The 23,369-nt window shown below is 53.5% G+C and carries 21 protein-coding genes; 11 read left to right on the top strand and 10 right to left on the bottom strand.

Annotated elements, in window-relative coordinates; all coding sequences use genetic code 11:
- The gene (locus ACHZB8_RS20275; protein WP_316862985.1) at positions 1-795 is read left to right on the top strand and encodes an ABC transporter permease subunit; all 795 of its coding nucleotides are present in this window, start codon (positions 1-3) and stop codon (positions 793-795) included.
- Positions 782-1,504: an ATP-binding cassette domain-containing protein gene (locus ACHZB8_RS20270; protein WP_316862983.1), complete on the top strand. Its 723-nt coding sequence runs from the start codon at positions 782-784 to the stop codon at positions 1,502-1,504. The genes ACHZB8_RS20275 and ACHZB8_RS20270 overlap by 14 nt, the downstream gene beginning before the upstream one ends.
- Before the next feature lie 153 nt (positions 1,505-1,657).
- On the opposite strand, the gene ACHZB8_RS20265 is transcribed toward ACHZB8_RS20270, so the two are convergent.
- Positions 1,658-2,824: a M20 aminoacylase family protein gene (locus ACHZB8_RS20265; protein WP_316862982.1), complete on the bottom strand. Its 1,167-nt coding sequence runs from the start codon at positions 2,822-2,824 to the stop codon at positions 1,658-1,660.
- A 305-nt stretch (positions 2,825-3,129) separates the two neighbouring features.
- Between ACHZB8_RS20265 and ACHZB8_RS20260 the strand changes: the two genes are divergently transcribed.
- A complete protein-coding gene (locus ACHZB8_RS20260; RefSeq protein WP_316862981.1) occupies positions 3,130-4,353 on the top strand; it encodes a D-alanyl-D-alanine carboxypeptidase family protein in 1,224 nt (407 codons plus the stop codon).
- 13 nt (positions 4,354-4,366) lie between these two features.
- On the opposite strand, the gene ACHZB8_RS20255 is transcribed toward ACHZB8_RS20260, so the two are convergent.
- On the bottom strand, positions 4,367-4,612 hold the full coding sequence (locus ACHZB8_RS20255) for a sulfurtransferase TusA family protein (protein ID WP_316862980.1): 246 nt from the start codon (positions 4,610-4,612) through the stop codon (positions 4,367-4,369).
- Positions 4,613-4,979: 367 nt separating this feature from the next.
- Between ACHZB8_RS20255 and ACHZB8_RS20250 the strand changes: the two genes are divergently transcribed.
- A complete protein-coding gene (locus ACHZB8_RS20250; protein ID WP_316862977.1) occupies positions 4,980-6,083 on the top strand; it encodes a GNAT family N-acetyltransferase in 1,104 nt (367 codons plus the stop codon).
- Here the strand turns inward: ACHZB8_RS20250 and ACHZB8_RS20245 are convergent.
- Both ACHZB8_RS20245 and ACHZB8_RS20240 read right to left on the bottom strand, forming a co-directional pair.
- A complete protein-coding gene (locus ACHZB8_RS20245; RefSeq protein ID WP_316862975.1) occupies positions 6,050-6,547 on the bottom strand; it encodes a CAP domain-containing protein in 498 nt (165 codons plus the stop codon). The genes ACHZB8_RS20250 and ACHZB8_RS20245 overlap by 34 nt on opposite strands.
- 64 nt (positions 6,548-6,611) lie before the next feature.
- The gene (locus ACHZB8_RS20240; RefSeq protein ID WP_316862973.1) at positions 6,612-9,179 is read right to left on the bottom strand and encodes a DUF3772 domain-containing protein; all 2,568 of its coding nucleotides are present in this window, start codon (positions 9,177-9,179) and stop codon (positions 6,612-6,614) included.
- 333 nt (positions 9,180-9,512) lie between these two features.
- Here ACHZB8_RS20240 and ppk2 point away from each other — a divergent pair, with 333 nt between their 5' ends.
- Positions 9,513-10,349, top strand: coding sequence for a polyphosphate kinase 2 (gene ppk2, locus ACHZB8_RS20235; RefSeq protein ID WP_316862972.1), 837 nt, complete (start codon positions 9,513-9,515; stop codon positions 10,347-10,349).
- A gap of 147 nt (positions 10,350-10,496) precedes the next feature.
- On the opposite strand, the gene ACHZB8_RS20230 is transcribed toward ppk2, so the two are convergent.
- The 5 genes from ACHZB8_RS20230 to ACHZB8_RS20210 all read right to left on the bottom strand — a co-directional run bounded on the left by ACHZB8_RS20230 (position 10,497) and on the right by ACHZB8_RS20210 (position 15,649).
- Positions 10,497-11,531, bottom strand: coding sequence for a metal ABC transporter solute-binding protein, Zn/Mn family (locus tag ACHZB8_RS20230; protein ID WP_316862970.1), 1,035 nt, complete (start codon positions 11,529-11,531; stop codon positions 10,497-10,499).
- Positions 11,532-11,696: 165 nt separating this feature from the next.
- On the bottom strand, positions 11,697-12,914 hold the full coding sequence (locus tag ACHZB8_RS20225; RefSeq protein WP_316862968.1) for a murein L,D-transpeptidase family protein: 1,218 nt from the start codon (positions 12,912-12,914) through the stop codon (positions 11,697-11,699).
- A 383-nt stretch (positions 12,915-13,297) separates the two neighbouring features.
- On the bottom strand, positions 13,298-14,251 hold the full coding sequence (locus ACHZB8_RS20220) for an acetyl-CoA carboxylase carboxyltransferase subunit alpha (protein WP_316862966.1): 954 nt from the start codon (positions 14,249-14,251) through the stop codon (positions 13,298-13,300).
- A 253-nt stretch (positions 14,252-14,504) separates the two neighbouring features.
- Positions 14,505-15,467, bottom strand: coding sequence for a site-specific tyrosine recombinase XerD (locus ACHZB8_RS20215; RefSeq protein ID WP_316862964.1), 963 nt, complete (start codon positions 15,465-15,467; stop codon positions 14,505-14,507).
- Between the two features lie 41 nt (positions 15,468-15,508).
- Complete coding sequence (locus ACHZB8_RS20210; protein ID WP_316862962.1) at positions 15,509-15,649, bottom strand: histidine kinase; 141 nt, start codon at positions 15,647-15,649, stop codon at positions 15,509-15,511.
- Positions 15,650-15,892: 243 nt separating this feature from the next.
- Here ACHZB8_RS20210 and ACHZB8_RS20205 point away from each other — a divergent pair, with 243 nt between their 5' ends.
- The 3 genes from ACHZB8_RS20205 to ACHZB8_RS20195 all read left to right on the top strand — a co-directional run bounded on the left by ACHZB8_RS20205 (position 15,893) and on the right by ACHZB8_RS20195 (position 18,938).
- On the top strand, positions 15,893-16,483 hold the full coding sequence (locus ACHZB8_RS20205; protein ID WP_316862960.1) for a shikimate kinase: 591 nt from the start codon (positions 15,893-15,895) through the stop codon (positions 16,481-16,483).
- A gap of 77 nt (positions 16,484-16,560) precedes the next feature.
- The gene (aroB, locus tag ACHZB8_RS20200) at positions 16,561-17,676 is read left to right on the top strand and encodes a 3-dehydroquinate synthase (RefSeq protein WP_316862958.1); all 1,116 of its coding nucleotides are present in this window, start codon (positions 16,561-16,563) and stop codon (positions 17,674-17,676) included.
- Positions 17,676-18,938: an HlyC/CorC family transporter gene (locus ACHZB8_RS20195; protein ID WP_316862956.1), complete on the top strand. Its 1,263-nt coding sequence runs from the start codon at positions 17,676-17,678 to the stop codon at positions 18,936-18,938. The genes aroB and ACHZB8_RS20195 overlap by 1 nt, the downstream gene beginning before the upstream one ends.
- 20 nt (positions 18,939-18,958) lie before the next feature.
- On the opposite strand, the gene ACHZB8_RS20190 is transcribed toward ACHZB8_RS20195, so the two are convergent.
- Positions 18,959-19,219: a BolA family protein gene (locus ACHZB8_RS20190; RefSeq protein WP_316862954.1), complete on the bottom strand. Its 261-nt coding sequence runs from the start codon at positions 19,217-19,219 to the stop codon at positions 18,959-18,961.
- A 299-nt stretch (positions 19,220-19,518) separates the two neighbouring features.
- Here ACHZB8_RS20190 and ACHZB8_RS20185 point away from each other — a divergent pair, with 299 nt between their 5' ends.
- From ACHZB8_RS20185 to cobT, 3 genes are all read left to right on the top strand, one after another.
- The gene (locus tag ACHZB8_RS20185) at positions 19,519-20,148 is read left to right on the top strand and encodes a J domain-containing protein (RefSeq protein WP_316862953.1); all 630 of its coding nucleotides are present in this window, start codon (positions 19,519-19,521) and stop codon (positions 20,146-20,148) included.
- A gap of 287 nt (positions 20,149-20,435) precedes the next feature.
- Positions 20,436-21,413 (top strand): cobaltochelatase subunit CobS, encoded by a 978-nt coding sequence (gene cobS / locus ACHZB8_RS20180; protein ID WP_394706239.1) that lies wholly within the window; start codon positions 20,436-20,438, stop codon positions 21,411-21,413.
- A 40-nt stretch (positions 21,414-21,453) separates the two neighbouring features.
- Complete coding sequence (gene cobT / locus ACHZB8_RS20175; protein ID WP_316862952.1) at positions 21,454-23,349, top strand: cobaltochelatase subunit CobT; 1,896 nt, start codon at positions 21,454-21,456, stop codon at positions 23,347-23,349.
- Positions 23,350-23,369: the final 20 nt, after the last annotated feature.

The following is a 23,369-nucleotide window of genomic DNA, read 5'->3' as shown; positions in this document are numbered from 1 at the left end:
GTGTCGGCATCTGGCAGGATTTCAGGGCCTTTTCTGAAACGCTCGTTGTTTTTTGTCGCCGGGGTGGCACTGATCATTCTTCTTTGGGAGCTTGGTCACAGGCGTTACGGTGATCTGGTTCTGCCCGGTGTTGCGGAGACATTTGCGACTCTTGGCCAGATGATCAAAAGTGGAGAGGTCGGCGAGGCTTTGGTCCAGACCGCTTTTAATGCGATCACCGGCTGGTTCTTCAGTGTCGGGCTGGGTGTTGTGCTCGGCGGGATCGCTGGTCTTTGGGATGATTTCCGCTTCATGGTTCGTCCGGTCAGCGTGATGCTTCTGGGGGTGCCTGCGATTGCCTGGGTGGTGCTGGCGCTATTGTGGTTTGGTGGCCGTTGGGCCGTTGTTTTCACGGTGGTGGTTGCCACGGCTCCGATCATTTTTGCGTCAGCTGCGCAAGGGGTGCGCAGTCTTGACAATGATCTTGCCCACATGGCGCGTCTGTTCAGGGCCCCGACCGGGTCCATGATCGTCGATATTTATGGTCCGCATATGCTTCACCATATTTATCCCGCTCTCGCGACAACCCTGGCAATGTCCTGGAAAGTGTCGATCATGGCTGAGTTGCTGTCCGGCTCGGGCGGGATCGGGGACGGCATTGCGGCGGCACGTGCGCGGGTTGACACTGCCCAGATGATTGCCTGGATTCTTGTCGTCATTTTCATTCTGTTGCTGCTTGATCAGGTTTTGCTGCGCTTGGTGCGTCAATGGCTCATTGTTCCGGGAGCGAAGGGGGCAGACAATGAACAGGCATGATCCTTGTCTTCAGTTTGACAATGTCCGCTTTTCCTATGGTCAGAGGCTCATTCTGGACGGGATCGATCTCGATTGCCAGAGGCAGAGCGTGAGTGTTTTGATGGGGCTGTCCGGCTGTGGCAAAACAACAATGCTGTCCCTTGCCGCAGGTCTTGGCGATCCTTTATCGGGACGGGTGGCGAGAACGGCCAAACGGGTCGGGATGATGTTTCAGGATCCGCTGTTGCTTCCCTGGCGTTCCGCGCTGGAGAATGTTGCTTTTGCCCTCAAGGCTCTGGCTGTGTCACGCAAGGAAAGAGATGAGCGGGCGCGGGCAATTCTTGATGCCGTGGGTTTTCCCTGCGACCAGCAACATGCCTATCCCGGCCAGTTGTCGGGAGGCTTGCGGCAAAGGGTGTCCCTTGCAAGGGCGTTGGTGATAGACCCCGATCTTCTGTTGCTGGATGAGCCATTTCGGGCGCTGGATATCGGGCTTGTGCGCTCGATGCAGGGCCTGCTGCTCGATTTGGTCGAGAAAACAGGCATGAGTATCCTGATGGTAACTCATGACGCGAGCGATGCGGCGAGAATGGCAGACAAGGTTGTTCTCTTGAGTGCAAAGCCGGCGAGAATAGATGTCTGTCTTGATTGCTCAAAGAAGGGTCGCCGTTCAGACGAGATGGCGTTGATCGAAGAAATCGAGGCCCATCTGATGGCGCTGGAGGTTTGAGCTGTCCTGTTTTTCGTGGTGCTGGCCGGTTGAGCCGGCTTCGCTGCTCTGTAGGTCTGTAGGTCTCATGACGCAGACCCGACAGGCAGGGCCGCGAATTGGGTAGACGCGCGGCGCTGCTGATCCTGTTTGTCTTTGGTCTTTCAAAGGCACTTATGCTGGCAGGATTTCTTCAACCAGTTTTGCCCAGTAAGAGGCTCCGATCGGAATGAGTTCGTCATTGAAGTCATAGTCCGGGTGGTGAAGGGCTGCCGAATTGCCATTGCCGACAAAGACGAAGGCACCGGGTCTTTCCTGGAGCATGAAAGAAAAGTCTTCCGATCCCATCGAGGCTACAATGTCGGTTTCGACCTTGTCCGCACCGGAAATGGATTTGGCGACCTTTGCCGCTATTTTCGTCTGATCATCATGATTGACCGTGACCGGGTAGTCGCGAATATAGCTCAGGCTTGCCTTGGCACCATAAATGGCTGCCGTCCCTTCAACAATCTGTTTGAGGCGTGTCTCTGCCATGTTGCGAACCGCCGGATCCAGCGTCCTAACGGTGCCTTCGATCAGGCCGGTTTGCGGAATGACATTGTCAGTGAAGCCAGCGTTGACGTGGCAGAGTGATACGACAATCGATTTTTGCGGGTCGGTGTTGCGGCTGGCAATGGTCTGCACCGCCTGGATGATGGCCGCCATCACGACAATCGTGTCGACACATTCATGCGGCTTTGCCGCGTGACCACCCTTGCCTTCGACTTCGATTTTTAAGCGGTCAGCAGACGCCATGATCGGGCCGGAACACATATGAAAGGCTCCAACCGGGACATTCGGCCAGTTGTGCATACCGTAAACCTGCTCGATATTCCAGCGATCCATGAGCCCGTCTTCCACCATCGCGCGGGCACCGCCACCGCCTTCTTCAGCGGGTTGGAAAATCAGCACCACTTCGCCGTCAAAGTTGCGGGTTTCCTGAAGATATTTTGCCGCTGCGAGCAGCATCGCTGTATGGCCATCATGGCCACAGGCGTGCATTTTGCCCTCAACCTTGGAGGCATAGGGCTTGCCGGTCGTCTCGTGCAGGGGAAGGGCATCCATGTCGGCGCGCAGGCCAATGGTGCGCCCTGTCTTGTTGCTCTTGCCCTGAATCACTGCAACCACACCGGAGCGGCCAACGCCAGATGTGATGTTGGAGATGCCATAGGATTTCAGCTCGGAGATGATCCGTGTTGTTGTTTTCTGCACATCATATTGCAATTCCGGATATTCATGGAGATCCTGGCGCAGCTTCTTGATCTGGTTCTGGAATTCAGCAATGCGGTTGATGATTGGCATTTTTCAAACCTGTTTCTTTATCCGGGCTCGTAAATGGGATATGGAGGGCTCTGTGTTGTCTTCATAGCATCTTTTGTTCTCGGTTGCTTTCTCCAGATGCTTCGAGATCGGCTAGAGACTAGCCTTACGACTAGGGATGGGCAAGCGATTTTGCAGAGAAGCGAAACCCATTTGGGTAATATCTACGAAAAGATTGAAATCTGAAATTGATGTTCAAACTTGTTTGGATTGTCCGCTTGCGCTAGAGAATGGGCGTTATTGATTTGTTAAGATGTTGGCCGGTTTCGGCTGGGAGTTGTTCTCTTATGTTCGCATATTTCAATGCCTGTCTTGTCTGTCTGGCGCGCGCGGGAAAGTGGGCTGTGCTTGTCCTGCTGCTCGGTGGTCTTCTTGTTGTCGGGCAGGGTGCGGACCTGGCGCTGGCCGCTGCCAAGGAAACGAAGGCAGAGCCCTTGCCGGACTTGACGCTTTCGCCCAATCCAATGCTGTTGCTTGATGTGGATACTGGCAATGTGCTTTATCAGCAGGAGGCCAACAGAAAGTGGTATCCGGCTTCGCTGACCAAACTCATGACGGCCTATATTGCCTTCAGGGCACTGGAGAGCGGGGAGTTGTCCGAGGATTCGGTTCTGACAGTATCGGAACATGCGCTTGCCTATCCTCCTGCCAAGATGGGGTTTCCCGTCGGCACGCAATTGACTGTGGCCAACGCGTTGCGCATGGTGCTGGTCAAATCCGCCAATGACATTGCAGCCGCGCTCGGTGAACGCATCTCCGGCTCGGAGGCTGCCTTCGCCAATCGGATGAATGCAGAGGCTGCGCGACTTGGGATGAGTGCGACACATTTTGTCAATGCCAATGGCCTTTATGATCGCAGGCAGACTTCTTCAGCGCGTGATCTGGCTCTGTTGGCGCGTCACATTTTGCTTGAATTCCCGCAATATCGCTTTCTCTTTCAGATCCCGGCGATCCGGCATGGCAAACGGGTCTTGCGATCTTACAATACTTTGCTTGAGCAGTTTCGCGGTTCCAATGGCATGAAGACCGGTTTTGTCTGTGCGTCAGGGTATAATATCGTTGCGTCTGCCAAGCGGGGTGGTCGCCAGTTGATTGCGGTTGTGCTGGGCGCTCCGAACTCTCAGATACGAGCTGAAACGGCTGCCTTTCTGTTGACGCAAGGTTTCTCTCGCAAGGATATGGCGCGGGGCACCGGGGTGTCTGTCGCCAATGGAGCAGCCTTTGGGCCAGTGCGCTCGGCGAAAGATTTGCGGTCCGACATCTGTCCAAATGGTCAGGTCAAATGGACGCCGACGGTGACATTCAAGAACAGTTATCTCTCGCCCCGCTTCAAGTTGATGGATCCGGTTCGTGTCTATGTCGGCGTGCAAAAGACTCTCAAGCCGGTCTTGTTGCCTGATACCTTGGCGCAGTTGCCGCAGTTGGGTCCCAAAGCGAAGTCCGTTCTGCCTCTCAAGGCTCAAAAGGGTACGCTCATTCATCTGGCACAATTGCCCAAGCCGAAGCCTTGAGTGATTTCTGAACTCAGGCTTCTCGCGAGGGATCCGCTTCACCTTTTTGAATGATGAAGATCATTCTGGTGTCGTCCAGTTGATGCATTTCAACAAGAGTATGCTGCTTCTGGGAACAGAAATGGGGCAGGTCGATCCGGGCCATCGGGTCGGTGGTCGTAACGTGCAGACGATCACCTGGCATGAGCCTTTCAAGCGCTTTTTGTGTCAATAGGGTTGGCATCGGGCATTTGAGGTCTGAAAGGTCAAGCTCTGTCACAATATCGTCTTCTGTTTGTCTTTGCCGCTATTTGATCGTCATCCCAGTCTAGCATATGGGGGCGGGGTTGGGGCGTGGGACTTCGGTTGATAACAGGATGGATTTCGGCTCTGAATTCTGCCGAAACCGGCATGGCAAACGGCGAGCGAAGTTAACCATGCTGGCGCTTTTGGATTCCGAATTCACGGATTTTACTGTAGTTTTGTAATGTAAAGATTTTGTTCAGCATAATTCGCTGTTTCTGGACAAGTGCAGGTGCTGGCAGGCTGGTGTTTTCTTTTGCGAAAGAGGTTTCTGGTAGATATCAAGCCAAAGTTCCGGCCTGTGAAAGTCAAGGCATTTTGAGTGAACCAATAGGACTTTATTAATGCTTCTTGAAGTCAAGCCGAAACAGTCATGTTGCTGTCAGGTCGACCATTTTGACAATCCTTTTGTTCAGGAAGTGTTTGTGCGCGCCGGTGAGGGGCGCGTCACGGCTGGAAAAATTCATATCGCACAAGCTGGCGGATATCGCTTTCCCTTTGAAATTTTTAGCAATGCAGCCTCTCTGGGGGCTCGGGTAGCCCGATTTTGGGCGCATGGATATGGGCCTGTCGGTGGTGCCTTCTGGGATCCGGACAATCTGTTCGTTCGCAATGAGAAAGATTTTTGCAACGGCCTCGATCATCTCGCTCAGACATCCGGTGTCGATGTGTTGCTCTGGCCCTATTTCCCAATCGACACTTCTGAATATCGATGGTTGAGCGGCTGGGTGAAAAACAGGCTGGGAGAAGGAGACATGTCCCGGATCGTGATGTCGCGACTTCATGAGCGCGCATTCATGCAAAGCGATCCTTCAGCCATGGAAGCGCGATGTTGTGGGCTGTCCTTGAGCCGAAACAAGCGAAGAACCACAGGGCGTCAGGAACGGCGCTTGAAGGAACTTGGGTCCTTGCGGTTCGAGTCAACCGCCAAGGGGCTTGGGCACGGCGATGCCCTTGAACAGTTTTTCAAAGTGGAAGCATCGGGTTGGAAGGGGCTGAGCGGAACAGCATTGGCTGCCAATCCGGACATGTTGGCCTTTGCCAGGGATTTCATGCCGGACTTGCTCGCTGCGGGGCGATTGCAGATCGACATGCTGATGCTGGAGGATCGATGCATATCGGCCCTTGCCTCTTTCAGGGCTGGCAATGGACTCTTTACCTGGAAAACCGGTATGGACGAAGTCTATAAGCGATATTCGCCCGGTGTTCAGATCCTGCTGGAGGTCAGTCGGCAGGTGATGGCGAACCCGGATGTCGACTATATCGACAGCCTGGCCGACTCTGGCCATCCGGTGGCAGAGCATATCTGGTCAGGCCGCCGCAGGCTTGCCGTTCTGTTCGTTCCCCTTACCGAAAAGGGGCGGGTTGCGTGCCGTGGCATGAAGCTGGGTTATCAGGTCAACGACACGGCTCGTCAATGGGCAAAGAGATTGCTCGGACGCGTTTGAGAAAGCGGCTGAGCGCCTCGTCCCTCGTCAGGCTTGGCCAAAATCAACGACCAGAATACCTTGTATTTCACATTCTCCCGATATTGGGTGGCGATCCCCATTTGCGTCACGCCTTCGCGCAGCATATTGGCATTGTGGCGGTGGGAGTCGCGCCAGCCGGAAAAGGCCTCTGCCAGGGTCCAATAGCCTGCACCGATATTTTCCGTGGCAATGGCAGGTTCGTACCCGGCGCGTCTGAGGCGCTTGACCAGAGTGAGATCCGGTGTGAGTGCGTGGCTGACCTTCACTGCGCCCGCCATTGCGTCGGCCTCTTCCTGAGCCGCCTTGTTCAGCTTCTCATCAAGGCTGAGACTGTTGAGGCCATGGCGGTTGCGGTAAGCATTGAGCATGGCAAGCGCTTCGTTGGGGTCAACGCTCACCCCGCCCTGTCCCAGATTGGTATAAAGGGCCGGGGATTGCTCCATTGATGATCCCAAACAGCCGCTTAGAAGGAAGGCCAATAGCATCGGGGCCAGAATTGCTTTCCTGTTAGCTTTCCGCACTGTTTGCCGCCCCTTCGGTTCCCGCATTGTCTTGCTCGGCTGAAGGCATGTCTTCGATATCGACCTCATCATTCTTCACGTTCTTTTTCTGCTTGGTTGCTGCTTTGGGCTTTTTTTGTTGGGGCAGGATGTCACTCGCCTGCTTGCCTTCAGGCAAGGAGATCGAACGCACATGAACATCGCGCTGCGGGAATGGAATTTCAATATTGGCTTCTTTCAGGGTTCTGAAAATCTCGAAACGCAATGCGCTTTTCGCGGCCAGCGAGCTGTTGATGTCATGTATGTAGCAGCGCAGCTCGAAGTCCAGAGACGAGGCTCCGAAATCCATGAAATAGACAATCGGGGCGGGATAGCTGGTGACGAATTCGGACTCTTCCGCCGCCTTCATCAAGATTTCGCGGATCTGTTCGGGGTTGGCGTCATAGGACACCCCAACCGGAATGATGATGCGGCCAATCGAGCCATTATGCATCCAGTTCATCATCCGGTTCGAAATCAATTCGGAGTTGGGAACGACAACCGTGGCCCGATCAAAGGTTTCGATCTTGGTCGCCCTTACGGAAATTTTCTTGACGTAACCCTGATCCGATCCGACCACGACCCAGTCACCGGTTTTGATGGGGCGTTCGACTAGCAGGATCAGGCCGGAGACGAAATTGTTGACGATGCTTTGCAGACCAAAGCCGATACCAACCGACAAAGCCCCGGCGACCAGAGCAATGTTTGAGAGGTCTATGCCCATGTAAGAGAAGGCCAGCATGGCTGCGATGATAAAGCCCAGATAACCGAGGCTGGTCTCAATCGAGCTTTTGAGGCCGGTATCCAGATTGGTGGCAGGCAGCCATCTTTGTTCGATCCATCTTTCAACGCTTTTGAGAAGTGCAATGGCGATGATGAAGACGACAAGTGCTCCAAGAATATTGATCGGAGAAATGGTCAGGTCGCCGAGCTTGATGCTGAAGACAGCGTTTTTGAGAGCTGTCAGGAAGTCGTCCGACTCAACCCCCCAAGGGGTGAAGACCATCAGGGCGGCACCAACGTAAAGCAAAACTCTCAGCACACCGTTCAGAAGGACGCTGAGCTGATCGATCGCCGAGGGGGCTATGCCGATCGTTTTGGAAAGGCCCACTTTTCTTGTATCCGCCCGATCAAGATATTCCATGAGGAAATTGTCAATGAGAGCTGACAGAATGCCAAGCAAAGCAAGAATGACGAATAGGCGCCCCAATTGCTCGGCAACGAAGGAACCCAGGGAGACATAGCCAAGGATTGGAGCTGCCGAAATGACAATACAGATCAGCCAGATCAGCGGCTGAAGAAAATGAATGAAGCGCGGTAGCGTAAAGCCATGCTGGGAAATCTCGGTCAGGGGGTGAGGCGAGGGCTCCTGATCAGTTTGGGTTCTGATGATCAGGCGCAAGCCAAGCGATACCAAAATGGCGATCAGCACGGAGGCGGCACCATTGATGAAGATCGTTGTTTCCAGCGGTGCGAACAGGATCTCGTCCACTTCATCAAACAGCATCTGAATCATGAAAGTGGCAAGCAGGGCCATGGCAAGGCTGAAGAGCTTCTGCGCGTCGCCGGTTTCGATCCTCAACAATCTGTAATTCGGTCTGTTGGGCGCAAGCAGGACGCGCGTCAGTCCATAGGAAATTGATGCACAGAAGAGCACGAACAGAAGTCTGGAGAAGAGCGTTTCTATGCGAGTGGGTAGCAGACCAGCATTGCTCAGGATCAGAATCACCGTCCAGAAAATGGCAACGGGGAACAGCGTGTAGACCATGACGGCCCATGCGGCAAAAAAGCTTCGCTGAAGGGGTGTCGGCGCTTCCAGGCTCGCCAGTTTCGAGAGCCCGGAAAAGAGAAGATATCTCAGAGGTCCGAAAATCAGAAGGATAACGAAAACCAGCATCGTGACCAGTTGCCAGGCCTGATCGGCAACCTTGGTCGCAAGAAAGGAACCCCAATCGGAAAAGAGCGTTGCGCTCACATGCCATGTCGTTGCGAGACCGGTAAGCCCCTTGACCCAGAGAGTGGGGTCAAGAATGGTGTTGCTGCGTTCCATCAGGCGGTTGGTGAAGCGTTCCTGCCGGGCAAGCGTGATGCGATTGTTTAGCTGTTCGATGCGGACAAGAGTTGAAGAGACCAGTTTGAGCTTTCCGTCGATTTCAGTCAGCTTGGTTTCGATTTCCTGCCGCCGCGTTGTCAATTCTTCGGTTTCATTGCTCTTGTCGGTGGTTTCCGTGCTTTCGGCAGGTTTCAGAGCGTTCAGTCTGGCCTGAGCGTCCTGCAATTGAGGTTGCAGGATCTGCTTCTGATCCGTTGCCTCTTTCGTGATTTGGGTCAGTTCGGTGCGCAAGTCCGTGTAAGTCTGATCGGACAGACTGTCCCGGCTCAGGGTTGCCTCAATCTGGTCAAGCCTGGCAATCAGGGAATCAGCCAGATTTGTCGTATCCTGCTGTGCCCAGCCAAGACTCAAGCTTCCCAACAAAAGAGCGAGTGCCAGGTGGATGATGATCATCATGCGGTGCATGGTATTGATACAGAGCACGGATTTTCCTTTTCTGTAACCAGAATTGATACGAGGGCCATTCATTCCGGATCGCCGAGCCGCAGCGTCTTGCGATTTCCGTAAGCTTTGGGCCATCTCATCAGACGTGATCGCGAGATTCGATCATAGCATTTTGTTCAGACAAATGAATGCGGAAAGCTTTTGATGACGTGTTTTTGAACCTAGATATCGCATCTCGGTCGCGCAAATGACTCCTGAATTGTGAAGGAAATTTGACAATCCTTCCTTGTGAGGCTGGCATGTTGATTTTTTTGGAGCTAGGCTTGCTCCCATGTGTGACTGGATCCCGATTGGAAAGAAGGAAAGCTGACGATGTCGTTTGATCTGGACGATCCCAAATTACCAAAAGGCTTTGAGAAAGAAGCGATGGAAAGCGGTGGCTATCCCTACAAGAAAAAGCTGGATCGGGAGCAGTATGAGGAAGAGCTTGAACTCCTCCAGATCGAACTGGTCAAGGCTCAGGAATGGGTCAAGGCCAATGGCGAGCGGATAGTCTGCGTCTTCGAAGGGCGGGATGCTGCGGGCAAGGGCGGATGCATCAAGGTTATCACCCAATATACCAATCCGCGCAATGTGAGGGCTGTGGCCCTGCCAAAACCAAGCGATGTCGAGCAAGGTCAATGGTATTTCCAGCGTTACGTGGAGCATTTTCCCACCAAAGGCGAAATCGTGCTTTTCGATCGCTCTTGGTATAACCGTGCCGTCGTGGAGCCGGTGATGGGGTTCTGTACACCCGAGCAGACCGAGAAATTCCTTCTGGATGCGCCAAGGTTCGAGCAGATGATGTGTGACAGTGGCACGCGGCTGTTTAAATTCTGGCTTAATGTCGGGCAGGAGATGCAGCTCATGCGCTTTCATGATCGCAGGCATAGCCGCCTCAAACACTGGAAGCTGTCGCCGATTGATCTCAAGGCTCTGGATAAATGGGACGCCTATACCGCCGCGCGTGATCGCATGCTTCAGGAAACACACAAGGACTATTCGCCTTGGGTTGTTGTTCGCTCAAATGATAAACGCCGGGCCCGGCTCAATCTGCTGCGCCATGTGTTGTCCCATCTGCCTTATCCAGACAAGGATCTTGCGGTCATTGGCTCGATTGATCCTGAAATTCTGGGATATGGCTTCCCGTTCCTCAAAAAGGGCGAGTAGGGGCCTTTGCATTGATCGCAAGTGGTTATCAAAAAAGCGGGCCCGTCGGGCCCGCTTTTCCTCTTTGAGATATACTGCAATATTGTGTCTGGCTTACGGGACAAAGCAAGATCGAAAAACAATGCCGGAGGGCGGTTGCTTTCTTGACTATTGCAGGCACTCGTTGAGCTTGACGGCTTCATATTTTATGAGCTCGGGATAGAGATCCGGGCCCAGGGTCAGATTGGTGCCCAGAGGATCCAGCTGGCCCAGTTTCGTGCCGGTTCCCTCAATCAGGGTTGTCAGGATCTTGTCTGAAAATTGAGGTTCGGACATGAGGCAGGCCACCTTCAGATCCATGAGTTTCGCCCGGATTTCCTTGACGCGGGCAACGCCCGGCGCGACGCCAGGCTGAAGCATGACGGACCCGGCTGCTGAAATGCCGAAATGCTTTTCATAATATTGAAAGGCATCGTGAAAGACGAGAAACGGTTTGTCCTTGACCGGTTCCAGAAGCTTTTTGGCTTCGGCTTCTGCCTTGTTCATTGCCTCTTCGAATGCTTTTTCGTTGGCCTGATATGTCGAAGTGTTTTCCTTGTCAATCGCGCTCAGTCTATTGGTAATGGCTTTGGCCATCTGGATGCCGTTGTGCGGATCAAGCCAGAGATGCGGATCGCTTGGCCCATGATCGTGTTCAGTGTCGGCTGCGTGATCATGTTCATGTTCATGACCATGGTCTTCTTCGTGATTGTAATCATGTTCGGCCTCATGATCGTGGCCTTCTTCGTGATCATGACCTTCATCATCGCCATGAACATGCCTTTCGAAATTGCCACCAATACGCACCGGCAGTTTGGTCAGCCCCTTGATGTCTCCCAAGGTGACAATCTTTTCAGGGTCTGAAAGAGAGTCTAGCGGTTTGCTCAATCCGGGTGTCAAAAAGGGACCAATCCAGAAAACAAGGTCTGCTTCTTGCAGAATTCTTGCCTGCGACGGGCGCAATTTTGCGGTATGAGGGGAGGTTGCCTGCTCGACCAGAAGATGAGGTTCGGCGACGCCTTTCATAATGGCTGCCGTGATGGAATAGACCGGCGCTATCGACGCTGCAACCTTGGGGGCGGCATTGGCGGGATGAGTTGCTCCAAGTGCTATCAGGGCGACAGAGGCAGCAAAAAGGGATTTCAGATGAGCGGGGTTTGTCATGATCTCTCTGTATGACCTCATATTTGCGTGAATTGTTGATCGGTTCTGAAAAGTGCAATCCATTTTCAGTAACGTTATAACATTACATTTATCGCCTGACGCAAGTGTCGTCAAGCTCTTCCCGGAGATATTTTATATCTTATGCAAAGCGACGCAAGGTCCGTTTCACTGTCGCGGTTTGGGAAGTGTGGTGAGCGTCGAGGCTGAGGCTGACTCATTGCTTGCCGATTGCGGCAAAAGGATCTTTTTCTTCGAAAAGCTGGACGTCAACCTTGAGAAAAACCCTGCCTTCTCAGTTGGTTGCGATGCCTCAGGGGTGCTTTCCGAAGGCTCTGTCTGAACGGAAGAGGTCACAGTTTCTGTTGGCTTGTTGCTCTTGATCAATCCGGCGAGGAACCCGTCAGGGTCCTTTCCTTCTGCCACGCGTTCCTTGCGCTTGAGCAGGTCAAGCTGCGCTTCTATCATCTTGTTGTTGGTTTTCAGTTCCTGTTCCTGCTGCTTTGCCTGGAGTTTTTCAACCGCTTGCTGGAACTGGACATTTTCCTTTGTTCTCAATTTCTGGAGAGCCGATAGAAGAGACGGATCAATCGTATAGTCAGGGCAGGGGGACGTCGCATTGAACCGGCCGTTACCTTGTGGATCAAAAACGTAGGTTCGATCACAGACTTCCACTTGCGGCGGTACATGAGTGATCTGGAAATGATCATACCCATTCTTGAGATTCTGCCAGAAAGGGAAATGCTCGTTGTTTCGAACCTCGGCCATGTTCTCCGGGGTCATGCGAAACGGGAAGGCATGCACGGAGAAGGACCGTTGGCCACCGGCAAAGGCTTCTCTGCCAAGCGCGTAGATTTCGGCAATTTGCGCATCATCCATGGCGTAGCATCCACGAGAGGAGCAAGAGCCATGCACCATCAGGTGCGCACCGGTGCGGCCATAGGCGCGATCAAACTTGTTGGGGTAGCCGATATTGAAGGACAGGTAATAGTTGGAGTTGGGGTTCATTTGCCCCGGCGTAATGGAGTAAAATCCCTCTGGTGCCTGGCGGTCGCCCTCTTTCTTTTTCGGGCCATAGGTGCCCGAGTAAGCGCAGATAGGATAGGTCTTCAGCAGCGCATAGGTTCCGTCCTTGCGCTGTTTCCAGGCTTCGAGAACTGCTTCCTTTTTGAATATCCGGATATAGAGAGGGGCACTTTCACTGGAGCCAATCTTGTGAATTGCGTCCTTGAGTTTGTGCGGGATCGGCTGGGTCGCTTTGCCGTCTTCCATAAGTTCAGGATTGCAGGCACTTAACAGGGAGCAGCCTACCAAAGCTGCCAGCAAGGCAGCGCGCCGGTTCGTTTTTTTATCGGATATGAAGCGCACGAAAAAACCCTGACTCATTCTAGATAATTTCATTACATACCTTTTGCCATGTTCCTCTGAGCGGTGCAAGAAGGAGCCATCAAGTAAAGAGGATTCAAATAGTCATTTTATGGCCAAGGGTTGATTTCGCAAAAAAGGTTGGCCAGAACGTGTCTGCGGACAGCTTTTTGTGCGGCGGTCTGACTAGGCTAAAATGGGACTTCTTTGTCAAAGATCAATAGATTCAAACCGTAAATAAATGATGTGCAGGGCTGTCTTGATCAACGCTCCATGGGTGTTGACCTCGTTGTTTGGCAGAAGGGTCCGGTCATAAGCGCTTTGGGCTCAAGTGAACAGTCGTGGCCGCGCAAAAAAGGGCAGTCCAAATTGGCCACCCTTTTCTATTCGCAGGACTGGTCAGGTTAGAGCTTTGATCCAATGGCAAGGAATTTTGCTCGCCGTTGTTTGCGAATGGCATCCCTGCTCATGCCGTCGAATTCCTTCAGGCAGTCTTCGATCATGTTGCCTGCGCGCTCGATCACGCTGGCAGGATTGCGATGTGCGCCACCCATGGGTTCGGATACGATTCGATCGATGATCTCGAATTCCATCAGGTCCTGAGCGGTGATTTTCATGCTGGTTGCCGCATCTTCTGCGCGGGTTGAATCGCGCCAGAGAATGGATGCAGCTCCTTCGGGAGAAATGACGCTGTAGATCGAGTGTTCAAGCATCAAGACCCGGTTGGCCGTTGCAATGGCAATGGCACCGCCGGACCCTCCTTCTCCTATGATGGTGGCGACATTGGGGGTTCCCATGGCAAGGCAGGCATCTGTCGAGCGGGCAATTGCCTCTGACTGGCCTCGCTCCTCGGCCCCGATTCCCGGATAGGCACCTGCCGTGTCGACAAAGGTGATCATCGGCAGGTCAAAGCGGTCGGCCAGTTCCATGATGCGCACCGCCTTGCGATACCCTTCCGGTCTGGCCATGCCGAAATTGTGACGGATACGGCTTTCTGTGTCGCTCCCCTTTTCCTGGCCGAGAATGGCCACAGGGCGTCCTCGGAAGCGGCCAAAGCCTGCTTCAATGGCTTCGTCATCGGAGAATTTCCGGTCTCCGGCCAGCGGTGTCCATTCGTCTACGAGGCCCTTGATATAGTCGACGAAGTGGGGCCGATCGGGGTGTCGTGCCACTTGCGTTTTGTGCCAGGGGGTCAAATTGGCATAGAGATCCTTGAGCGCAGTATCCGCCTTGGTTTGCAGGCGCTTGATTTCATCGGCGACATCAACGGCTTCGCCAGCATCCTGCAAGACAAGCAGTTCCTGAACTTTGCCTTCAAGGTCTGCTACGGGTTTTTCAAATTCCAGATAACTATGCATATCAGGTTCGATCCAATTTCTTTCCTGTTGGTATCCTCGACGATGTCTGACGCCCGTTATGCTGTCTCAAAGTCAGGCTTGGCCGTCATATCTATGTGTCCGGCTCTCAAGCCTTGACCACAGGTACCAGATTTGCGGCCACGTTGGCCTTTTTTGTGTGTCGCTGTCAAGCAATCGCTCCGGCTAGCTTTGTGCTTTGAGACAATAACAACAACTATGCTTAAGAGGGGCACCGTCAGTTGACGCCGTCAGTTCATTCGTGACCGGGCTTGAATTGTTCGGACAATGGGTGATTCTGATTGACCAGTTCAATCAGACGCTCATCCAGAATGTGAGTATAGATCTGTGTGGTGGAAATGTCGCTATGACCGAGCAGTTTCTGGACGGCGCGCAAGTTGGCTCCATTTTGCAGCAGATGGCTGGCAAAGGCGTGGCGAAGCACATGGGGAGAAACCGATGCCGCGTCCAGTCCGACGTCATGGGCGAGAGATTTCAATTCGCGGGCAAAGGCTTGACGGGAATAATGACCCGCTTCTCCAAAGGAGGGGAAGAGCCAGTGATCCGGGTCCGCATTTTGCGGTGTTCCTGTTGCCTCGAGCATGGCGCGATAGTCTTTCATGGCGGTTTTGGCACGCTCTGACAGCGGAACCAGACGTTCCTTGTCGCCTTTGCCGCGCACATTGAGAAACTGGCGGTCCAAATGGGCGGCGGCAGCTGGCAAGGTAACAAGCTCTGAAACACGCAAACCTGTGGCATAGAGCAGCTCCAGCAAAACATAGAGCCGCATTGCCCGAACCTGCCTTTTGGGAGTAGGGCCTGCAAGAGAGGCATTGAAGCGCGCCGCCTCGATCAGCCTGTCCACTTCTGCAACACTCAGGATTTTGGGCAGTGGTCGTTGGCGCTTGGGTGCCTTGAGCATGGTTGACGGATCATCGGCACGATATCCGTCGCGATAAAGGAAGCGGAAGAGTTGCCTTATGGAGGAAATCTTTCGGGCGACCGAGGAGGAGGCGAGATTTCGTTCTGCAAGCTCTGAAATATAGCCGCGCAGGATGTTGGTGTTGCAGCTCTCAAGGTCAAGGTCTTGCCCCGTCAGGTACTCGTCCAGATCGTCCAGGTCTCTGCGATAGGCGTCAAGCGTGTTGTTTGAGGCGCCTTTCTCTGCGCTCAAGGAGTCAAGAAAGAGATTGATTGCCTGACGGTTGTTAAGGGGCACGCTTTGCTCTCTTATATGGTGGTTGATTTCAGGTGCTGATGCTATTGCAGGTCTTTTGCCGGAATGCGCACAACCATTTCGCGCGAGCCAGGCTCTACAAAGGTTGCGAGCGAGAAAATGCCGCCTGCCACGATGCCACCCAGGATGAGCAGAAATATAAGCGCTTTAAAAAGACTAGACATGAAAATATCCTTGGTTTGATGTCAGGACATTATTGTGTGATATCTTAGCGCTTAAGGGAAGTCATTGTCTTTTTTGGGGCAGATCTTTTCCAAGGTCTCCGTGTTCACTTGGGGACGGGTTCCTTTTGAAGCGATTGAAATTCAAATGCTCGCTTGACAGTTCGAACCATTCCGGCGCAAACCTGACCGCGATTGGAAACAACAGACGGGATGTGCATAAAGGCGCAAATGGCAAGGACGCAAATGGCGGATTCAAAGAAAGGTGTCAGCAACGCTCGGGAGAGCCGTCTCGTCGCAGCGCTCGATGGACGTCCGATCGTTCTGGTTGGCTTGATGGGGGCCGGCAAGACGACAATCGGTCGTCGGCTGGCCAAAAGGCTGGCGATCCCCTTTCGCGATGCCGATCATGAAATTGAAGCCGCTGCCAATATGACCGTTGCCGAGATTTTCGCCCAGCATGGGGAAGCGCATTTCAGAGATGGCGAGAAGAGGGTCATCGCACGCCTGATTGATGAGGGTGATCAGGTAATCGCGACTGGTGGCGGGGCGTGGATGAATGCGGAAACCAGAGACCTTGTTGCAAGATCTGGGATATCGATCTGGTTAAAGGCCGAATTCAATGTCCTGATGGCGCGTGTTCGACGCAGATCCCATCGGCCCTTGCTTAAAGACCCGGATCCGGAAGGTGTGATGCGGAGGCTGATCGATCAACGCTATCCTGTCTATGCGGAAGCAGATGTGACTGTGATGTCTCTGGATGCTCCGCACGAGCAGATCGTTACATCCGTGATTGATGCGATAGAGCACCATCTGGCACAGGCGGACAAAGACTGATTTCAACTCTCTTGCCTTAGGGCAAACCAATGAAGCGGGCCATGCGTGCTCGCATTTGTGGCTGGGAAGCAAAGTAAATGGATAATGTTAGCAATACCGTTCGCGTGGAACTTGGTACACGCAGCTATGACATTCTTATCGGACGATCCATTCTGAGCGACCTCGGGCGCTATTTCAAAGATCTGTTTCCTCACTCAAGAGCCGTGATCATTACCGATCAGACGGTTGCCGGTCTGCATCTGGACACCGCGGAAAGCTCCCTTCATGAAGCGGGTGTCGACTATTCCGTGGTTATCATGGCACCCGGTGAGAAAAGCAAAAGCTATCAGGGTCTGATCAAGGCTTGTGATGCGGTGCTCGACAGCAAGATGGAACGTGGCGATATCGTCATCGCGCTCGGTGGTGGGGTTATTGGTGATCTGGCGGGTTTTGTTGCTGGCGTGATCCGGCGCGGGATGCGTTTCATTCAGGTGCCGACCACCCTGTTGTCTCAGGTGGATTCGTCGGTGGGTGGCAAGACCGGGATCAATACCGGGCATGGTAAAAATCTGGTTGGCCTTTTCAATCAACCCCATCTGGTGCTGGCCGATACTGCTGTCCTTGATACCTTGAAACCGCGCGACTTCAAGGCCGGATATGGCGAAGTCGCCAAATATGGCCTTATCAATCAGCCCGATTTCTTTGAATGGCTTGAGAATAATTGGCAGGGCATTTTCGAAGGTGGCCCGGAACGGGAAGAGGCAATTGCCCGCTCGTGTCAGGCAAAGGCCGATGTCGTGGCGGCGGACGAGCATGAAGCCAATCAACGGGCCTTGCTCAATCTTGGTCACACATTCGGGCACGCTCTTGAAGGGATGGCGGAATATGACGCCGAGCGGATCGTGCATGGTGAGGGCGTCGCGATCGGCATGGTGCTGGCGCATGAGTTTTCGGCCCGTCTGGGGCTTTGCGATCTGGCAGTAACAGACCGTGTGGTCGCACACTTGCAACAGGTGGGGTTGCCTACCCACATTAGGGACATTCCGGGGCAGTTGCCCAAGGTTGAGCTGTTGATGGACTATATCGCGCAGGACAAGAAAGTTTCGCGCGGCAGTCTCACATTCATTCTGACGCGTGGTCTGGGGCAGTCTTTCGTCAAGAAAGATGTTGAGCCAGATTTGATACGCGCGTTTCTTGAGGAGAAATTGGTCTGATGGTAACCGGTCTTTGGTTGATCACGCTGGCTATTCTGGTTCTGATTTTGCTTTCCGGCTTCTTTTCCGGCTCAGAGACTGCGTTGACCGCGGCCTCAAGAGCGCGCATGCACCAGAAGGAAAAGAATGGTGAGCAGGGAGCGCATGCAGTCAACCAGCTTCTACAGATCAAGGAACGGATGATCGGGTCGCTGTTGCTGGGCAACAATCTGGTCAATATTCTGGCTTCGGCTCTTGCCACCAGTCTGTTCATCCACCTGTTCGGGCAAACCGGTGTTGTTTATGCAACGCTGGTGATGACCGTGATCGTGCTTGTCTTTGCCGAAGTGTTTCCCAAAACCTGGGCTATCTCCGATCCTGACAATTTCGCCTTGCGCGTGGGGCCGTATGTTCATGTCCTGACCAAGGTGTTCGGGCCGCCGATGGCGGCTGTGGAATGGCTGGTCAACCGGTTGATCTCGCTTCTGGGCATCAGCGCCAAGGACAATCTGGCGCAGTCTGGGCAGGATGAATTGCGTGGCGCGGTTGATCTTCTGCACAAGGAAGGGAGTGTCGTCAAGGCTGACAGGGACCGGTTTGGCGGCTTGCTTGATCTGGGAGAGCTGGACGTTTCCGATGTCATGGTTCACCGGACCAATGTCATGTCGATCAATCTTGATGATGGGGCCCAGTCAATCGTCGATCAGGTGTTGAAAAGCCCCTATACCCGTATTCCGCTCTGGCAGGGAGAGCAGGACAATTTCATTGGTGTTCTGCATGCCAAGGATCTCTTGCGCGCGCTGGCAGACGTGAAGGGCGAAGCCGGCGACCTCGATATCCTGGCTGTTGCTTCAGAGACATGGTTCGTGCCTGATACGACGAGCCTCAAGGCGCAGCTCAATGCCTTCTTGAAACGCAAGAGCCATTTCGCGATGGTTGTCGATGAATATGGCGAGGTGATGGGGATTGTTACCCTTGAGGACATCATCGAGGAGATCGTCGGAGACATTGCCGATGAGCATGATGTCGACGTCAAGGGCGTGAAAAAGCAGCCGGACGGATCGGTGCTTGTGGATGGCTCCGTGCCCATTCGCGACCTTAATCGTGCCCTGGACTGGGAGCTGCCGGATGATGAAGCTACGACCATTGCCGGGCTTGTCATTCATGAGGCGCGGCAGATTCCCTTGCCGGGTCAGGGGTTCACTTTCTATAACTTCCGGTTTCGGGTGTTGAAGAAAGAGCGAAACAGGATTACATCCTTGCGCATCACGCCGGTCAAATAACGCACGAGACAGACTCGTCTTCAGGGGGCAATGATTTCCAGCCTGAGTGCATGGATCTGCTCCTTGAGCTCTTCCTTGAGGCTGTCATGGACCAGTCGGTGCGCTTCAACGCGAGACAGACCGTCAAAGGCAGGGCTGCTTAGCCTGATGTGGAAATGTGTTTCCCCTTCAGGACGGGCGTGAAGGTGACCACGATGAAGATCGGATTCGTCAATGACCTCCAGCATGGTTGGATGAAGTTGATTGTTCAGTTTATTTTCGATGTTCTTCTTGACGGTCATGGCTCAGAATGGTGAACTATTGCACTCTAGAATTTCGAGGTGATTTGGATCTTGACTTCACTGTCTTTTGCAAATGGGAACAGTAAGCGGTTTCGCAAGGGATTTTGAAAAATATTTTTACGGAAAATTCTCAAGATCCGATTACCCTAATTCGCGCTTGTGGGATGCCTCCGGGCGTTGTGAATGCCGAAGCGCAAGTCACCATCAATCTTCGGGTATTTCAAAGATCCCATGAATTTTTGAAATGCCCGTTTTGAATTTGTTTGTCAAACACAATGGTTGGAGACAAGTAAAGACGCATGAAACTTGATTCAAAACTCTTCGACTCCATTCGGATCAAACCCGATGTCGATCGTAGAAAAAAGCAGCAAGAAGAAGAAACCTGCGAATGGCCCGGATGCGAGAAACGCGGGGGCTGTCGTGCTCCAAAGCGGGGCTCGAACGGTCGCGAGTATCACAATTTTTGTGAAGAGCATGCCCGGGAATTCAACCGGAACTATAACTATTTTTCCGGAATGGACGACCAGACCGCAGATGAAGCAAAGGCCAGCACGGTAACCGGTGATCGCCCGACTTGGAAAATGGGTGTCAATGCCTGGGGCAATGAAACCGAGAAGGCCGGTGAAACACTTGGTAAGAGCTGGGAGACCACCGGCTTTTCGAACGGCAGGCAACAGCGCGCCACCGAGCGCATGAAGCGCCGGTCTCGGCATCAGGGCCAGACACGCAAGCTGCGCCCGTTGGAGGCCAAGGCCTTTCAGACGCTTGGTTTGACGCTGCCGGCAACGGCGGATGACGTCAAACGCGCTTACAAGCGCCTGTTGAAGGAAAATCATCCTGATCTCAACAAGGGCGATCGGGCCTGCGAAGAGCGGCTGCAAGATGTGATCGCGGCCTATAATACGCTCCGCGCCGGTGGTTACTGCTAGACAAGATTGTATAAGGGGCCTCAAGGTCCCTTATTGCGCTCCCTCATCCTTTTTCACTCGTGTCCTGATTTTTTGCAGATTTGATCGGCTGTCCTGTTGATTTTCCTATTTGGAACAGAATGAGTAATCTTTCCTTTCCTTTTTGGGTCTGTTTGCTTTAAGTTGCCGACTTGAACAGCAGAGCTTTTATGAAGCGGGCCGCAAGTCTGACGCCAGTTGACATTCCCTCAAAGCAGCATCTGTGCAAGACGCAGAATGGCCTTATCCAGAGCAGTATTATGAATGAAATGAGCAACGAGATTTCCAATTTGCCGGATACCGAAGTGTCTGTGCGCGACCTTTTTGGCATTGATATCGATTTGAAAGTGCCTGCTTTCTCCGAGGCAAGCGATCATGTGCCCGATTTCGATCCCGATTACCTGTTTGACAAGGAGACAACACTGGCGATTCTGGCGGGGTTTGCCCACAATCGACGCGTGATGATTTCCGGCTATCATGGAACGGGCAAATCCTCCCATATCGAACAGGTGGCTGCCCGTCTTAATTGGCCTTGTGTGCGCGTCAACCTCGATAGCCATATCTCCCGTATCGATCTGATCGGCAAGGACGCCATCGTTTTGAAGGACGGCAAGCAGATCACCGAATTCCGTGATGGCATCCTGCCCTGGGCCTTGCAGAATAACGTTGCGCTGGTTTTTGACGAATATGACGCTGGTCGTCCTGACGTGATGTTTGTCATTCAGCGCGTGCTTGAGGTCGCCGGTCGGCTGACATTGCTTGACCAGAACCGCGTAATTCGGCCTCATCCGGCGTTCCGTCTGTTTGCAACCGCAAACACCGTTGGTCTGGGGGATACGTCCGGGCTTTATCACGGTACGCAGCAGATCAACCAGGGGCAGATGGACCGCTGGTCCATTGTCACCACGCTCAATTATCTGCCTCACGGCAAGGAAACCGATATCGTTCTTGCCAAGGTCAAGTCCTTGGTTGGTGATGATGGGCACGATACCGCTGACAAAATGGTACGGGTTGCCGATCTGACGCGGAACGCCTTCATGAATGGTGATCTTTCCACGGTCATGAGCCCTCGTACCGTCATTACCTGGGCGGAAAATGCCGATATCTTTGGCGATCTCGGCTTTGCCTTCCGTGTGACCTTCCTCAATAAATGCGATGAGCTGGAGCAGCCGCTGGTTGCCGAATTCTATCAGCGCTGTTTTGGTGAGGAGTTGCCTGAATCCGCTCTGAATGTGGCTGTCAGTTAAGCCCGTTTTCAATAAAGGGCTTCAGTGAGAAATTGTAAGCATGTCGAGTAAGTCATCATCCAAGTTAGGTGGTTCGGTCGATCCGAATGAACGTTTCAAGCAGTCTGTCAGTGGGACGCTGAGGGCGATCGCGGGTCATGTCGAGCTTGATGTGCATTTCTCTGCTGATCGGCCCATGCTGGTATCGGGACAGGCCCGTCTGCCCGAGCCTCCCAGGGCCCTGACTGCCGAGAAAGCTGCAATCTTGCGCGGACAGGCCGATAGCCTGGCTTTGCGTGTTGCCTGCCATGATCCGCGCGTTCATGCCAAGCTGGCACCGCAAGGGGCGAGAGCCAGAGGCGTTTTCGATGCTGTGGAGCAGGCGCGGGTCGAGGCGATCGGTTCAAGCCAGATGTCAGGGCTTGCGCAGAATGTTTCCGCCATGCTCGAGGACCGCTATAGCCGATTTGTCAGTGGCGATTCCACGCGCGGTGAGGAAGCTCCGCTCGATCATGTGCTGTCTCTCATCGTGCGAGAAAAGCTGACGGGAACGCCGATCCCAAAATCGGCACACCATCTTGTCGAGCAATGGCGTGACTGGGTCGAGCAGACAGCCGGGGATAGCCTTTCCGACCTTGGAGAGGAGATGCTTGATCAGGCTGGATTTGCACGTAAATTGCGGCGGTTGCTGTCTGATCTCGATGTTGCCGATGATCTTGGCGGCGAGCCTGAAGACAGTGATGACAATGCAGACGATACCGACAATGGCACGGATGAGTCTGCTGAAAATGACAAGCCGTCCGAGACCGAAGAGGGCGGCGAGCAGCAACAGGAAGATCAGACTCAGCAAAGCGCTGAAGATGTTGAAGGTGGCGAATCCGACGCCGATGACCAGATCAGTCAGGACATGCAGGATTTTGATGATCTGGAGGGCGAGGATGCAGGGCAGGCCGTCAATCCGAAGGATTATGGCAAGAATTCGCCCGATACCGGCTATAAGGTCTTTACACGTGCCTATGACGAAATCGTACATGCAGAAGAGTTGTGCGAGCAGGCCGAACTGGATCGGCTGCGTGGGCATCTGGACAAGCAGCTTCAGAATCTACACCAGGTGGTCGCACGTCTTGCCAACCGTTTGCAGCGCCGGTTGCTGGCCCAGCAGAATCGCGGTTGGGATTTTGACCTTGAAGAAGGATTGCTCGATACCGCGCGCTTGACCCGTGTGGTTACTGATCCGATGCGTCCGCTTTCCTTCAAATGGGAGCGTGATACCGAGTTCAGAGATACCGTCGTGACGCTGTTGCTGGATAATTCGGGCTCCATGCGAGGACGTCCCATTTCCATTGCTGCGGTTTGTGCCGATATTCTGGCGCGGACGCTTGAACGTTGTAACGTCAAGGTGGAAATTCTCGGCTTTACCACAAAGGCATGGAAAGGCGGGCAGTCTCGCGAGGCATGGATGCAGGCCGACAAACCCGCAACACCGGGGCGTCTTAATGATCTGCGCCACATCATCTACAAGTCTGCCGATAGCCCATGGCGGCGATCGCGGCGTAATCTGGGTCTGATGATGCGCGAAGGGCTGCTGAAGGAAAATATAGACGGTGAAGCACTGGATTGGGCTCACAAGCGGCTGCTGATGCGACCCGAGCAGCGCAAGATCCTGATGATGATCTCGGATGGGGCACCGGTGGATGATTCAACCCTGTCGGTCAATGCCGGCAACTATCTTGAAAAGCACTTGCGGGAAGTGATTGACGAGATCGAAAACCGCTCTCCGGTCAATCTGCTGGCGATTGGTATCGGTCATGACGTGACCCGATATTACAAGCGGGCGCTGACGATTATCGATGCCGAAGAGCTTGGTGGTGCGATGACGGAAAAACTGGCAGAGCTGTTTGATGAAAATGCTTCGGTAGAATTGAAAAAACCACCTCGCCGGTTGCGGAGACGCTGATCGCATGAAACCGGTTGGGT

It is taken from the genome of uncultured Cohaesibacter sp. (assembly GCF_963556055.3).
GTDB lineage: Bacteria > Pseudomonadota > Alphaproteobacteria > Rhizobiales > Cohaesibacteraceae > Cohaesibacter.
This window is presented reverse-complemented; position numbering and strand designations above follow the sequence as displayed.

What these genes read in the sequence shown, in the direction of transcription:
- cobT (WP_316862952.1), top strand. Translation starts at nt 21,454, where the DNA reads ATGTCGAGTAAGTCATCATCCAAGTTAGGTGGTTCGGTCGATCCGAAT.
- ACHZB8_RS20260 (WP_316862981.1), top strand. Translation starts at nt 3,130, where the DNA reads ATGTTCGCATATTTCAATGCCTGTCTTGTCTGTCTGGCGCGCGCGGGA.
- cobS (WP_394706239.1), top strand. Translation starts at nt 20,436, where the DNA reads ATGAGCAACGAGATTTCCAATTTGCCGGATACCGAAGTGTCTGTGCGC.
- ACHZB8_RS20190 (WP_316862954.1), bottom strand. Translation starts at nt 19,219, where the DNA reads ATGACCGTCAAGAAGAACATCGAAAATAAACTGAACAATCAACTTCAT.
- ACHZB8_RS20265 (WP_316862982.1), bottom strand. Translation starts at nt 2,824, where the DNA reads ATGCCAATCATCAACCGCATTGCTGAATTCCAGAACCAGATCAAGAAG.
- ACHZB8_RS20195 (WP_316862956.1), top strand. Translation starts at nt 17,676, where the DNA reads ATGGTAACCGGTCTTTGGTTGATCACGCTGGCTATTCTGGTTCTGATT.
- ACHZB8_RS20205 (WP_316862960.1), top strand. Translation starts at nt 15,893, where the DNA reads ATGGCGGATTCAAAGAAAGGTGTCAGCAACGCTCGGGAGAGCCGTCTC.
- ACHZB8_RS20185 (WP_316862953.1), top strand. Translation starts at nt 19,519, where the DNA reads ATGAAACTTGATTCAAAACTCTTCGACTCCATTCGGATCAAACCCGAT.
- ACHZB8_RS20250 (WP_316862977.1), top strand. Translation starts at nt 4,980, where the DNA reads ATGCTTCTTGAAGTCAAGCCGAAACAGTCATGTTGCTGTCAGGTCGAC.
- ACHZB8_RS20220 (WP_316862966.1), bottom strand. Translation starts at nt 14,251, where the DNA reads ATGCATAGTTATCTGGAATTTGAAAAACCCGTAGCAGACCTTGAAGGC.
- aroB (WP_316862958.1), top strand. Translation starts at nt 16,561, where the DNA reads ATGGATAATGTTAGCAATACCGTTCGCGTGGAACTTGGTACACGCAGC.
- ACHZB8_RS20270 (WP_316862983.1), top strand. Translation starts at nt 782, where the DNA reads ATGAACAGGCATGATCCTTGTCTTCAGTTTGACAATGTCCGCTTTTCC.
- ACHZB8_RS20210 (WP_316862962.1), bottom strand. Translation starts at nt 15,649, where the DNA reads ATGTCTAGTCTTTTTAAAGCGCTTATATTTCTGCTCATCCTGGGTGGC.
- ppk2 (WP_316862972.1), top strand. Translation starts at nt 9,513, where the DNA reads ATGTCGTTTGATCTGGACGATCCCAAATTACCAAAAGGCTTTGAGAAA.
- ACHZB8_RS20225 (WP_316862968.1), bottom strand. Translation starts at nt 12,914, where the DNA reads ATGAGTCAGGGTTTTTTCGTGCGCTTCATATCCGATAAAAAAACGAAC.
- ACHZB8_RS20230 (WP_316862970.1), bottom strand. Translation starts at nt 11,531, where the DNA reads ATGACAAACCCCGCTCATCTGAAATCCCTTTTTGCTGCCTCTGTCGCC.
- ACHZB8_RS20245 (WP_316862975.1), bottom strand. Translation starts at nt 6,547, where the DNA reads ATGGAGCAATCCCCGGCCCTTTATACCAATCTGGGACAGGGCGGGGTG.